Genomic DNA, 12,545 nt, shown 5'->3' on the forward strand with positions numbered 1-12,545 from the left:
ATGGCAAGTGAGGATCCATTCGGCCTATCGGAAGATCAGGGTCGTACGCGTATCCGCCCCGTCCCCCCGGGCGCAATGCCGGTCATTGCCACCGGCACACTGGCTCGACGCGCCCGATCCCATCCCAATCCATTGGTCAATGCCTTCGCCAGGCTGTTCGAATTTGCCCCCGAACTCGAGAATGCATTGCCACCCGGCAATCCGGAAGCATTGCGAACCAGGCTGATGGAGGAACTCGTTTCGGCACGCGATGCAGCCGTGGCGTCTGGCGAAAGCCTGGCCCGTGCTGACGCAGCCGCCTGGGCTGTCGCCGCACTGCTCGACGATCTGGCACTGAACACGCCCTGGGGTGGATCCAGCGCATGGCCGCGCCAGCCGCTGGTCGTCATGCTACGCGGCGATGTGGACGCCGGGGAGCAGTTCTTCGCCAGGCTGGAGGAGCTGGAACGCCATCCCGGCCGCGATCGTGAATTGCTGGAGCTGCAGTATATGTGCCTGGCGCTTGGGTTCCGCGGCAAATATCGGGTGCCGGGGCGTGCAGGCGATCGCTCCATCAACGCCGTTCGCGCTGCAGCCGCGCGCTTCTTGCGGGACGTGGATGCCGAGGGTGCGCCGCTTTCGCCGAGGTGGGAGGGCGTTACGGCGAAAGACGAGCCTTCCGGCTTTGCCATTCCGATCTGGGTGCTCGCTGTCGTGGCGGTCGCACTCGCGACTGCGATCTACGTGCTGTTGTCGACGCGGTTGGGCTCCAAGGCGGAAGAGCTTGCGACGCTCGTTCGGGCGCTACCACCGCCGGAGCGCGCCGAAATTTATCGCCCGGAGAAACGCACACCTCCGCCGGGCGCGCCGCCAGTCGAACCCGTCGTCCTTGCGCTTTTGCCAGAATTCCGTGCCGCCGCGCCTCCTGCGCTTCTTCCGGCTTTGAAAGGCAATGAAAACGCCTCTCGGGTCACACTCCTGCTTCAGTCGAGCACTCCGGAGCTTTTCCCTTCTGCCCGGGCCGAATTGACAAAAAGCTTCGAACCCCTCGTCGCTTCGATTGCGGCTGTGCTCAAGGACAACGCCGAGCTGATCAGAAGTGTCACGATCGTCGGACACACCGACAATGTTCCGCTCCAGGCCACCAATCCCCTGTCCAACAATCAGCGCCTCTCAGAGGCGCGCGCTGCAACGATTGCCGCCTTGTTGCGTTCCAGCGGCCTGCCGCCGGATCGCCTGAGGTCGGAAGGACGTGCAGCAACGCAGCCTCTGGCCGGAAACGACAGTCGCGAAGGCCGGGCTGCCAACCGCCGCATCGAGCTCCTGATCGAAAAGGGGCTCTGAGATGGCGGTCTTCCGATTCTTCTGGGCAATCCTCACCTCGCGCTGGCTCTGGACCTTCATCGGGCTCGTGCTGCTGTCCCTGATCATCTGGATCTTCGGCCCAATCATCAGTGTCGCAGAAAGCGCGCCATTGGCTTCTGAGACGGTACGACTGGTTGTCATCGGCCTTCTCTTCGTCCTCTTTCTCATCTGGTGGATCGCGGCGCAACGCCGGGCGATCAAGGCCAATCGCATTTTCGTTTCCGAGATCGCCCCTCCACCGGAAGCGCCACCAAGCCCTGCGGAAGAAGGGGTCGCCTCTGTCGGCGCAAAGTTCCGGGAGGTGATGGCGGAGCTGAAACGCCAGAAAGTCGGCGGCCGAAAACTTCTACGGGAGATGCCGTGGTACGTCATCATCGGGCCCCCGGCAACCGGCAAGACAACCGCACTGCGGCAGTCTGGACTGAGTTTTCCCATTGATCTGTCGGATGATTTGCATGGGGTCGGTGGGACGCGCAACTGCGACTGGTTCTTCACTGAAGAGGCTGTGCTGATCGACACTGCAGGCCGCTACGTTCAACAGGAAAGCCAGCCCGATGTCGATGCAGCCGAATGGCTTGGCTTCCTCGATCTTCTGAAAAAGCACCGGGGCCGCCGAGCCCTGAACGGCGTCATCGTGGCGCTCGCAATCGACACGCTGGCGGAAGGTGACGCGGCCATTCGGGCACATGGCCGCCAGATCCGAAAACGCCTCACCGAACTGCAGGAGAGGCTGGAAATTCGTCTGCCCGTTTATCTGATGCTGACCAAGGCCGATCTCATCAAGGGGTTCGAGACTTTCTTCGCGGGCCTGTCGACGGCGGGACGCGAACAGGTCTGGGGAGCAACCTTCTCACCCGGAGCTCGCATCGACGGCAGCGAAGTCACGCGGGAACTCGAGGCATTGGCTGGCGTGCTCGAACGACGCCTCATTCCCCGTCTGGAAAGCGAAGAAAACCTTAACGCCCGCGCGGAGATCTTCCGCTTCCCGGCGCAGGTCGAGAGCCTTTCCGAGCCTATTCGCATGTTGGTGGAGACCATTTTCGGTGAAAGCCGCTATGCAGAGAGCGCCTGGCTGCGCGGTATCTATCTGACCTCCGCCACTCAGGAAGGCACCGCAATCGACCGGCTGACAGCAGCACTTTCTTCTTCTTTCGGCCTGCCCGCACAGCCCGCCACCCCAATGCCGCGGGTTGAAACACGCAGTTTCTTCCTGAAGGACCTGCTCACGAAAGTGATCTTCAAGGAAGCAGGTCTCGGTACGTTTGATCCAGCGGCGGAGGAACGGCGCATATGGATATGGCGCGGTGCGGCAGTGGCCGCGGCGGCGTTGGTTCTCGTAGCCGGCCTGTTCTTTACGATCTCCTACAGGAAAAACAGCGCCGCGCTTGCCGCACAGGCCGAGCAGCTCGAAGCCCTGCAGATTCCGCTCACTCCGATTGCTGCACGTCAGGCGCCCCTCGAACCGCTCGATCTGGATGTGGCGCTCGAAGCTGCAACCGAAGTCTTGAATGCCCGTACCGAGCCGCCAGGCGGCATGGCTGCCTTGATCGGCCCTTCTGCGGCAACCGAGATCAGACAGGCGCAGGCCGACGCCTACGATCGCTCGCTGCGCAACATATTGGAACCACGAATGGTCGCGCTGCTCGAAGCGACCATGTGGCGTCAGATCCGCGACCCCGAATACCTGCTCGGAGCGCTGAAGACATATCGCATGATGACGGGCTTATCGCCGATGGATCCCGAATTCGCCAAGCAATGGTGGACCGAACGTCTGCCCGAATTCGCACCGGTTCCACCGTTCCGCACCGACATGGCCGCCGATCATCAACTTGCGGCAATCGACAACATGGCGGCGGAGCAGGCCCTAATCCAACCCGATGAGGCGCTGGTGAGCGAAGCCTTGCGCGCTATCTGTTCAATTCCGCTTCCAGTGCGTGCCTATAATGCACTGCTGTCCGACCCGGAAGTCAGGGCGCTCAAGGAATGGGTGCCGGCAGATCATGTCGGCCCGAATGGCCTCAAGGTACTCGCTCGCCGCTCGGACAAGACCCTTCGGGTAGGCATCAGCGGCGCCTTCACCTATGACGGCTTCCACAACGTCGTTCTTGCGCGGCTGGAAGACGTCGCCACGCAGGCTGCGCTCGACCGCTCTGTTTTCGCCGGCGGTTGCTCGGAAAGCGCCACCCCTTCTGTCGCCGCGCTGTCGCAGGACATCCTCAAGCTTTACTACGACGATTACATTGCCAAGTGGGACAGCTTCCTGCGCGACGTGAGGCTCGCTCCACTGACCGACCTGCAGACGGCAAGCGAAAATCTCAAGGATCTCTCCAGCGCTGACTCTGCCATGAAACGGCTTCTGGACGCCGTCGTGCATGAGACGGAACTGACCCGTCCCGAAGATGAGGGGGGCGGAAAAGTCCCTCCTGCGGCAACCTCCAAGCTCCTGTCCAAGCTCGGCAAGATTGGCAAGCTTGCCAAGACGGGCGTGAAGTTGATGCCGGCCGGCTCCAAAGCCGAAGTGGACCTTTCGGGCGCGCCGGTCGCCGAGCACTTCAAATCCATCAAGGGCGCAATTGCCGAGGTCGATGGCCAGCCTCCGGCACTCAATGATGCCGTGGCCGCGATGACTGCGCTTTCGAACATGCTGCAGACAGTATCGGCGAGCCCCGACGCCCAGGATGCCATAAAGCGGCAAGGAGGCTTGGCCGAGCTCACCGGGGCAGTGGCAAAACAGGCCATAACCCTGCCTGATCCACTGGACGACTGGCTGGCCGGCATCGCTGGCGATACAAGCGGCATTGCGACGAAAGCCGTGACCTCGGAACTCAACGCCATCTGGCGCGCTGATGTGTTGCCTTTCTGCCAGGCAGCGCTCGCCAACCGCTATCCATTCATTGCTGACAGCGCAATCGATGTGAACGTCGTCGACTTTGCACGCGTCTTTGGCCCGAACGGGCTGATTGACAGCTTCATCAACAATCACCTGATCAACTACATTGACGTGACCCGCCACCCATGGAAATGGCGAGCGGACATCCGGCTCGATTCATCGTCTTTGGCAGCGTTGGAGCAGGCCCGCCTGATCCGCGACAACCTTTTTCCTGGCGGCGCCGGACCGATCCTGACCTTTACGCTCGAACCGAAGGATCTCTCTCCGACCGTCGGCCGTGTGACGTTAAACGTCGACGGCCAGAGCCTCACCTATTTCAACAACCCGACCCGCCCGCAGCCAATGACCTGGCCAGGCAAGGACGGGACCGGTGTGATTACCCTTGCCTTCCAACCGCTCGACGGCTCACCGGAAGTGATGGTCAGCGAAACCGGAAGCTGGGCTTTCCTGCGCATGTTGCGTGCCGGTCGTCTGAGCGGAACGGAACTACCCGAACTCTACAAGTTGCGGCTTGCCGCTCAGGGCCATTACGCCGATTTCGAGCTGCGGGCCGCAAGCGTGGCCAATCCCTACGATCTGAAAATGTTTGCGAGGTTCTCATGCCCGACGAGGCTTTGATCCTGCCAGGCTTCTTTGGAAAACTGCCCGCGATGGGGGATTTCGTGACGCGCGGTCTGCCTGCAGTCTTCGTTGGCCCGTGGGATCGGTGGATCAGCCGGTATCTGGTTCAGCGATTTTCTCAAGGTTCGATGACCTCTCATCCGGTGTTGCGGTTTATCCTCGGATCCAAGGCCTTTGGCCCCATGACGGGCATCGTGATGTCAAGTTCCGACCGCGCAGGCCGCCGGTTTCCCTTGACCATCGCGGCCGCGCCGCCGACGTTGACGACCGAAATCGCCGTCTTCGCCGCAGGCTGGTTCGATGCACTGGAAGCCGCAGGAAGATCTGCGCGCGACGGCGCAATGGACGGCGATGGGCTCGCAACCCTTCTTGCGACCCTGCCCTATCCCGCGATCAAGATATCAGGCGATGTGGTCCGAGGCATGGCATTGTGGACACAGCCTGGCGAGCCAATCGAGATTGATCCTGGTGCACCTGAACCAGCGCTTCGCCACCTCTTCCCCGAAAGTCTGGAGACGAGCTGATGCAGATCTGGAACCAGACAGGCTTCCCGACCGAATTCACGATGGGGATGGACAAGGAGGGCCGCGAGTACATCGCCATCGTCGTCAAGGGAACCTTCGACTTTCCCGAGACGCCAGGTTCCCCCGTGCAAAAATCATCCGTGCAGACACCGCTGGTGATGGCCGACACATACACGGGCACACCCGGTTTTTCGGCCACCCTTTGGGAGACCGACTTCGCCTTTCGCAAGCCGCGCTGCGACGTCATCGCTAACGGATGTGCCTATGCCCCCGGCGGGCGTCCAGTCGACCGCGTCAGTGTCGGGATCAAGATCGGCAACTGGTCGAAGGTCTTTGATGTCCTCGGCCATCGCGAGTGGCGTGCTCGCGGCCCGCTCTTCGTTGCCACGAGTGCGCAATCCTTCCTGCGCCAACCTTTCTCCTACGACACGGCGTGGGGCGGTACGGACCGCCTCGACCCGGAGGACAAGCTTCCGGCGAGCTATCAGCTCAACCCCGTCGGCAGGGGATGGGCGCGACCGAAGAACCAGCATCTGATCCCCGGTCTGCCCCTTCCAAACACACAGGCGATAGGCGAGGAAATCCGCTCGCCGTTTGGCGACTACCGGCCAATGAGCTTTGGACCATACGGGCGCGGGTGGCCGGGCCGCATTGAATTCGGCGGCACGTATGATCAGAACTGGATCGACAACATCTTCCCGTTCCTTCCGCCCGATTTCGACGAGCGCTACTTCCAGATGTCGCCGCCCGACCAGCAGATAGAACATCCGAAGGGCGGGGAGGACGTGGTGTTGGTCAATCTGACACCGGCCGGGCGCGAGAGTTTCCGGCTTCCAGCGACCAGTCTACCGATGACGTTGTTCAAGGGGCGCGAGAAAGTCTTCGAGGGCGCTTTGGCGCCCGACACTGTCTTGTTCGATCCGGAGAACAGGCGCTTCTCGCTGGTCTGGCGCATGTCGCAACGCATCCACCGAACGATCCTCGACTTCAGCGAGTGCTGGGTCGGACCGCCGACCCAATCGATGCTGAGGGCGCGGGCCACGGGTCGCACCTACGTGCGCGCGAGCAGTGCGCCCGCGGCGCAGGAGGAAGAGGTATGACCGCCCCGATCGACATCGTCTCGGTTGGAATGGCCACTGCCGTCGGACTTGACGCACAATCCGCCTGCGCGGCAATGAGAGCGCGCCTGGACGGCTTTCAAGAAACGCGTTTTCTGGGACCTGGTAGAGAATGGCTGATCGGAGCTCCAGTACCTCTGCCGCGCAACTGGCTTGGCGAAACGCGTATGGCCCGTCTCGCCGCGGGTGCCATTTGCGAGGCCTTCGAGGCCGCTCCTGAAGCCCGCGGCCAGACTGCGCTTATCCTCTGCCTCGCCGAGGAGGACAGGCACGGCCGCCCCGCCCCCGAAGGTGCCCGTTTGCTCCAGCGCATAGCCGAGATCGTGGAATGTCCGCCGCATGGCCGCTCGAGAATTGTACCCTATGGTCGTCCGTCGGGGCATGTCGCCCTGGAACAGGCCCGCCGCATACTGGCGGCGGATGCAGCGCCCTTTGTGATGATCGCTGGCGTCGACAGCTATCTGACCGCAGAGACCCTTTCCTATTATCTCGCCGGCGAACGCCTGCTGACTGCGGATAATCCAAATGGCTTTATCCCGGGGGAAGCAGCAGCAGCCGTGCTTTGCACCCGTTCACATAGTAGCGCCCTTGGTCTGGCCGGGCTCGGTCTGACCCGCGAGCGGGCCTTCATTTACAATGCGGAGGATCTACCGCTGCGGGGCGACGGCATGACCTCGGCCTACCGCGCCGCACTTCACGAAGCCGGCATTGAAATGAGCCGGGTGGGCTACCGCATCGCTGATCTTGTCGGCGAGCAATACTGGTTCAAACAATCGGCATTGGCGAGCCTGCGTCTGTTGCGTGGCCGGCACGACTTCCAGGACATCTGGTCGCCCGGAGAAAGCCTCGGCAATGTCGGCGCGGCCGCTGTGCCCATTATGATCGGCATGGCCTTCACGGCCGCCCGCAAGGGCTACGCCGCCGGCAATCCGGTTTTAATCGAAGCCTCCAGCGATTCTGGCGCCTGCGGCGCTGCTATCCTGGCGGCGAGGGCAGCTTAAATGTCAAACGTCTTCGCAAACGGCCTTGAAATTTCCGGTAGGGCCGTGAACGCCAGAACTATCGCGGTCTTCCCGGACACATGCTTCACCCCGCCTGAGAACCCGGCAACACCGCCCGGCGTGCCCATCCCCTACCCCAGCTTCGGATTTGCCAGCGACACAGAGAAGGGCACGGGCACGGTCAAAATCGGCGGGCAAACCGTCAATATCAAGAACAAGTCAGACCTGTCGAGAACGTCCGGCACCGAAGCAGGCTGTGCCACCAAGAAGGGCATCATCACATCGAACAACACTGGCAAAGAGTATTTCAACAGCTGGTCGAGTGATGTGAAATTTGACGGGGAGCCGGTCATCCGCTTCACCGATCTCGCCACCAACAATCATTCCTCCCCAGGTCCCAACACGGTTACATGGCCCCATATGGCCGGATTGAGCGCCGGCGGCCAGGACTGCGAAACCCTGCTCAACAAATATCAGATCCGGCTCCATCAGCATTCGAAGGCCGACTGCCCTGCGGGGTCCGAATCCGAACACTTCGTTCGCGTTGGGTGCTTCCAGAGCAGTCGCAAGCAGAACAAGTCTTTCACGCGATGGAAGGAGTACGATAACCAGACCGCCCCATGCATCTGCATGCGTTCCCGAAAGCACAAGAAAGGGGGCGGGTTTCAGCGCGGCGACGGCAGCAAGAAGGGAACACCCCACAACTTGAAAACGAACCAAGAAGCCGCATTCTTCCGAAAGGAAAAGAAGAGACGCAGGAAGCCATCGCTGAAGAATGCGATGGAAAAGTCGCTCGATGCTGTACGGAAGAACGAACCAGCGATTAAGAACGCCCCGAAGAAGGATGCCGACGACATGATTGAATGCTTGCGGCTCGTAATGATAAACTATCTTCAGGACGTAGTCCGACCGAAGAAGACACAGACCGAACTGAATGCAATGACGGTAGGAAGGTGATGACGGACGATCCAGAGCCGCGTCTCGACGACTACCCCCTTGACGAGATCGACATCGAGGCGATCAACGCCTTCCACCTGGGGAGAAATCTCTTCTCCGTATCCGTGCAACTTAGCGACAAGAACGACGAAGCGGGACGCTCGTTCCTGCTGCGGATGTCGCTCGACGACCAGATTCGCCAAGAAGTACTGCTGGACATCGACGATCTCATTCTCTCGCATGTCAGCCTCTCCGAGAAGGAACATATCGCGTTGCAGGTCGGTGGAACCACCCATCACATTCGCAACGGCACCATTGCGACTGGCGAAGGACCGGAGGCGTTCACGAACAAGCTCTGGCATCTCGACCAAAGGACTGCCTATCTTTATGGAGACGAAGGAACTGTTTGCCTGGCGCAGGGCACCCAATGGGTGCCGATCGAGACACGGACTTCGGCTTTCCTGCGTGCCATGCATGGTCCGACACTTAAGCTCATTCACGTGGCCGGCGATCAGGGGACATTGCTGCGCCTCGATGGCACTCGTTGGCGCCCAGTTCCTCTCGGATTCAACCACAGCATCTCTGCGTTGCAGGTTGCGCGTGACGGCAGCGTATATCTCGGCTGCGAAAATGGCTTCTGTGCCCGGTACGCGGATGAGGAATTAACGGAGATAGCTGGACCGGGTACACAGATATGCTCGATATGCGAGTTCGCTGGAAATCGGTACTGGGGAGATGACGAGTACGGCCTTTACGTCCAAAAAGGAATGAAACTCGTGCCGTTCAGATCACTGGGCTTCGTCTATGCAATGCATGCGACCGACGACTATCTTGTTGCGGTGGGCTGGAAAGAAGTCTTCACGTTTAACGGAAAGGCGTGGTCAGGGATCGAGTTTGGTTATGACGGTAACCTTTTTGTTCGTAGGATCGACATGACTCGCGAATTCATTTGACGAGCGCTGGCGGCGTTCGGTGTCTGCTCAAGCGGACGTCTCCAGAGTCACTTTCAAATAGCGTCTGACCTTGTCGAGATCGAGTGCCCGAATCCGCAAGTCCGGTGAGCCAGATAGCATCCGCACCACAAACAACTCCCCGGCCTCGTGAAACGAGGCGTAGCGCTCCTTGGCAATTTCCAGCCCGGCCTCTCCTGCCACTCGCAAGCCGTCGAGATGTGCCTCAAGCCGCTCGACCAGCCGCGCAAGCCGCTCTTCGTCCATTTCGGGGTTTTCGTCCGGATGGAGCAGATGATAGTCGTAGACCGTCCACAGGAATGCCGCCATCTCAGCATGCTGGCGGACGATTTCGCGAAGAACAGGTGCGGCAGGCATCAGTTGAGGTTCACCGATCCGCCACGAATGCGGTTGGCGGCGCTGGCGTGGCTGGTCACATAGGTGCCGCGTATGGTGATATGGCCGTCCTTTTCCATGATGATCGTGGCCTTGCCGCAACGAAGCTCAATACGCTCCTCGCCGGTGATCCGCACGCGCTCGCCGTCGCGAACGACATGTGGCGACGAAGACTTGCGCGCCGGCTCCACGATCTGGCCGACAATCAGTGGCCGCATCGCCTCTCCGCCTTCAAAGAGCAGCGCCACCTCAGCACCGATCATTGCCGATGTGAGGTCGGCCAAGCTGCGCGCAGGCAACGCGGTGTCGCGGGGGTTGCCGGGAAAGACGACCAGCGGCACGCCGGCATCGAATCCCAACAACACTCCGATCACCACCCCTTCTATACGTTCCCGAGTCTCGGACATCTGACTGCCCCTCAATTGTGAGTGATCTTACTGCCTTTCCACGTGACTTCGCTTGAAGCCTTGCCATTGAACTTGCCTTTGGCGTTGACAGAAATATCCTTGCCTTCGATCGTAATCGTGCCATCCTTTTTCATTGAAATGGCCGCAGAGCCGCACTTGATGACGACTGAGTCACCGGCGTCAATCAGCAGATCTTTTCCGATCTTGATCAGCCCGTCCTCACCGACCTCGAGCGCGCTGCCCTTCGCAACTTTCACAACGCGGGCACCGCTGATCTCCGTAGCATCGTCCTCCCCGATCTTCGCGGTGCGTGTCTTGGCGATCTGGCTTGTCTGTCCACCGCCAATGCCGATGCTCTGGTCAGTGCCGACATCCCAGCTGTCGGAAGTTCCGATGTCATGGCTTTGGCTGATAGCGACGCTTACCGACCTGGTCGCGCCGATGGTGTTCATCTGAGCGGCTCCCACCGTTCTGGTCTCTGCGGCCCCGACCGTATCGATCCGCGCCGCACCCACGACGACCGTCTGGACGATGCCGACCGTTTGCGTGTGGTTGGAGCCGATCGTCTCGGTGGAGTTCGCGCCGATGCCGATCGTCTCGTCTGCGCCAACGGTAAGTGAGCGATTGATGCCCACCGTCTCGGTGTCGTTGGAACCGATATTGACCGTGCGATCGACGCCCACCTTTGTCGTCTTGTTGTTGCCGACGTCCTCATCGAGGTTCACGCCGACGGAATGCTTTGCATTGTTGTCGATGCGGTCGGACTGGTCGTGCTGGACCAACTTGCCGCGGTCGTTCTTGATCAGCAGGTTGTGGTCCTTCTGCGCCTGGAAATAAACCTCTTCCGATCCGGCCTTATCCTCGAAGCGCATTTCGTTCCAACCGCCGCCGCCCGGCGACGAATTCGTCTTCAACCCCGATTGGGTGGCATTTCCCGGCAGCTCGTAAGGGGGCATCTCCTTGCCGTTATAAACCCTGCCGGTGATAATTGGCCGGTCAGGATCCCCCTCGAGGAAGTCCACGATCACTTCCTGGCCGATACGCGGGATCTGGATGAAGCCCCACCCGGCTCCGCCCCAGGTTTGCGAAACCCGTACGAAGCAGGAACTGTTCTGGTCCTTTTTGCCGATACGATCCCAGTGAAACTGCACCTTCACCCGCGCATACTTGTCGGTGAAGATTTCCTCCCCTGAAGGACCGACCACCGTCGCGGTTTGCGGCCCCCGCATGATTGGACGAGGCGTGATACGCTGCGGCCGGTAGATGATGGAGGTCGGAGCGACCTGAAGTGCTGCGTGGAAGGTTTCCTCCCCTGCATAACCAGCCGGGCGGTAACCGGGGTCGAACAGGCGATATTCGGCGCGCAGGACAACATGCTCCGTGTTCTGGTCCTCGCGCCGGAAGTTTTCCAGTTTGAAGGTGCAGCCTGAAGCCAGGCCCCGCACAGTACCGGCGGCGGTGATACGCTGATGCGCCGCCTGTATTTCCTCGCGTCTTACCAAGGCCACAGCGTCGCCGCGGCCCACATTCAAATGGGCACCTGGATGGCGGTAGTGCTCTCCCTGTGATTCTGCATGAGAAAAGGGCTGTGTCGACTGCGCCATGAGGTCGGCGCCCGGCTTGGTGAAATCATAGTCCGTATGGGCGTAGGCGCCCGGGTGAACGGAACTGGTTGCCACCCATTGCGTGATATATTCCTGGTCCCGCCGCACCGGGTCGCCTTCCGCGCGGAACTTGACCGTCGCATAGCCCGGCGCCGGCTTCAGCTTGTTCATGGCGTCGGCGAGAATGAGTGTGTGCTCTCCGTCGCCGTACTCGAAAAAATACATGATGCCTTCGTGCTCGAGCAGGCGCTGCACGAAGTCCAGGTCGGATTCGTCATACTGCACGCAGTATTCCCTCGCCTCATAGGACCCTTGCAGCCGCTTTTCAAACTTCGCCGGCTTATATTTCGAGAATATCTGCTCGACGATTTCCACAACACTCATGTTCTGAAAGATACGGCAGTCAGTGGTGTTGGCGAGTAGCCAGAGCCACGGCCGCAGCTCCGCCTCGTAATAAGCAAAGCCTTCCTCGATCCGCGTCAGGCGGAAGTCTGAAACGAGGCCGCTGAACCACCGCTTGGGATCTCCGGCCTCGCCCTCAACCGAAATTGGCTTTCCAAGCAGTTTGAGCGCGTCGACGTTTTCGTCGGAGCTGACGAAACCGACGGTGAAGGCAAAACACCGGCTTATCTCGTCATGGCCAATGAGGTGCGTAAATGTCAGCGTCGCGGGCCCAAGCGGCGTCTTGACGGTTGTCTTGCGTTCTTCAGCCATTCGGAGAGTGCCCCTGTCTCGTGACGCCGGCATTCCTGTA

General features: G+C 60.5%; 10 protein-coding genes. 7 read left to right on the top strand and 3 right to left on the bottom strand.

The window, feature by feature from the left end; all coding sequences use genetic code 11:
- Genes icmH through AS026_RS34165 form a run of 7 tightly spaced genes read left to right on the top strand, consistent with a single transcriptional unit; the run spans position 1 to position 9,387 of the window.
- Positions 1 to 1,323, top strand: a complete 1,323-nt coding sequence (gene icmH / locus AS026_RS34135) for a type IVB secretion system protein IcmH/DotU (protein ID WP_062375147.1) — start codon at positions 1 to 3, stop codon at positions 1,321 to 1,323.
- 1 nt (position 1,324) lies between these two features.
- Positions 1,325 to 4,852, top strand: a complete 3,528-nt coding sequence (gene tssM / locus AS026_RS34140; RefSeq protein WP_062375149.1) for a type VI secretion system membrane subunit TssM — start codon at positions 1,325 to 1,327, stop codon at positions 4,850 to 4,852.
- Positions 4,834 to 5,379 (top strand): type VI secretion system-associated protein TagF, encoded by a 546-nt coding sequence (gene tagF / locus AS026_RS34145; RefSeq protein WP_062375151.1) that lies wholly within the window; start codon positions 4,834 to 4,836, stop codon positions 5,377 to 5,379. The genes tssM and tagF overlap by 19 nt, the downstream gene beginning before the upstream one ends.
- Positions 5,379 to 6,479: a DUF2169 family type VI secretion system accessory protein gene (locus tag AS026_RS34150; protein ID WP_062375154.1), complete on the top strand. Its 1,101-nt coding sequence runs from the start codon at positions 5,379 to 5,381 to the stop codon at positions 6,477 to 6,479. The genes tagF and AS026_RS34150 overlap by 1 nt, the downstream gene beginning before the upstream one ends.
- Positions 6,476 to 7,498, top strand: coding sequence for a 3-oxoacyl-ACP synthase (locus AS026_RS34155; protein ID WP_062375157.1), 1,023 nt, complete (start codon positions 6,476 to 6,478; stop codon positions 7,496 to 7,498). The genes AS026_RS34150 and AS026_RS34155 overlap by 4 nt, the downstream gene beginning before the upstream one ends.
- Positions 7,499 to 8,455 carry a DUF4150 domain-containing protein gene (locus tag AS026_RS34160; protein WP_062375159.1) on the top strand — a complete coding sequence of 319 codons (957 nt, stop codon included), beginning with the start codon at positions 7,499 to 7,501 and terminating at the stop codon, positions 8,453 to 8,455.
- Positions 8,455 to 9,387 (top strand): hypothetical protein, encoded by a 933-nt coding sequence (locus AS026_RS34165; protein WP_025659196.1) that lies wholly within the window; start codon positions 8,455 to 8,457, stop codon positions 9,385 to 9,387. Before AS026_RS34160 ends, AS026_RS34165 begins: the two co-directional genes overlap by 1 nt.
- A gap of 27 nt (positions 9,388 to 9,414) precedes the next feature.
- Here AS026_RS34165 and AS026_RS34170 read toward each other — a convergent pair whose 3' ends face one another.
- The 3 genes from AS026_RS34170 to AS026_RS34180 are packed head-to-tail and all read right to left on the bottom strand — an operon-like array spanning position 9,415 to position 12,505.
- Positions 9,415 to 9,762, bottom strand: a complete 348-nt coding sequence (locus tag AS026_RS34170; protein WP_062375162.1) for a hypothetical protein — start codon at positions 9,760 to 9,762, stop codon at positions 9,415 to 9,417.
- Positions 9,762 to 10,187, bottom strand: coding sequence for a DUF6484 domain-containing protein (locus AS026_RS34175; RefSeq protein ID WP_062375164.1), 426 nt, complete (start codon positions 10,185 to 10,187; stop codon positions 9,762 to 9,764). Before AS026_RS34175 ends, AS026_RS34170 begins: the two co-directional genes overlap by 1 nt.
- Positions 10,188 to 10,198: 11 nt before the next feature.
- Positions 10,199 to 12,505 (bottom strand): type VI secretion system Vgr family protein, encoded by a 2,307-nt coding sequence (locus tag AS026_RS34180; RefSeq protein WP_062375166.1) that lies wholly within the window; start codon positions 12,503 to 12,505, stop codon positions 10,199 to 10,201.
- Between the last annotated feature and the right edge of the window lie 40 nt (positions 12,506 to 12,545).

Source organism: Rhizobium altiplani (assembly GCF_001542405.1).
GTDB lineage: Bacteria > Pseudomonadota > Alphaproteobacteria > Rhizobiales > Rhizobiaceae > Rhizobium > Rhizobium altiplani.

What these genes read in the sequence shown, in the direction of transcription:
- AS026_RS34155 (WP_062375157.1), top strand. Translation starts at nt 6,476, where the DNA reads ATGACCGCCCCGATCGACATCGTCTCGGTTGGAATGGCCACTGCCGTC.
- AS026_RS34170 (WP_062375162.1), bottom strand. Translation starts at nt 9,762, where the DNA reads ATGCCTGCCGCACCTGTTCTTCGCGAAATCGTCCGCCAGCATGCTGAG.
- tssM (WP_062375149.1), top strand. Translation starts at nt 1,325, where the DNA reads ATGGCGGTCTTCCGATTCTTCTGGGCAATCCTCACCTCGCGCTGGCTC.
- icmH (WP_062375147.1), top strand. Translation starts at nt 1, where the DNA reads ATGGCAAGTGAGGATCCATTCGGCCTATCGGAAGATCAGGGTCGTACG.
- tagF (WP_062375151.1), top strand. Translation starts at nt 4,834, where the DNA reads ATGCCCGACGAGGCTTTGATCCTGCCAGGCTTCTTTGGAAAACTGCCC.
- AS026_RS34180 (WP_062375166.1), bottom strand. Translation starts at nt 12,505, where the DNA reads ATGGCTGAAGAACGCAAGACAACCGTCAAGACGCCGCTTGGGCCCGCG.
- AS026_RS34160 (WP_062375159.1), top strand. Translation starts at nt 7,499, where the DNA reads ATGTCAAACGTCTTCGCAAACGGCCTTGAAATTTCCGGTAGGGCCGTG.
- AS026_RS34165 (WP_025659196.1), top strand. Translation starts at nt 8,455, where the DNA reads ATGACGGACGATCCAGAGCCGCGTCTCGACGACTACCCCCTTGACGAG.
- AS026_RS34175 (WP_062375164.1), bottom strand. Translation starts at nt 10,187, where the DNA reads ATGTCCGAGACTCGGGAACGTATAGAAGGGGTGGTGATCGGAGTGTTG.
- AS026_RS34150 (WP_062375154.1), top strand. Translation starts at nt 5,379, where the DNA reads ATGCAGATCTGGAACCAGACAGGCTTCCCGACCGAATTCACGATGGGG.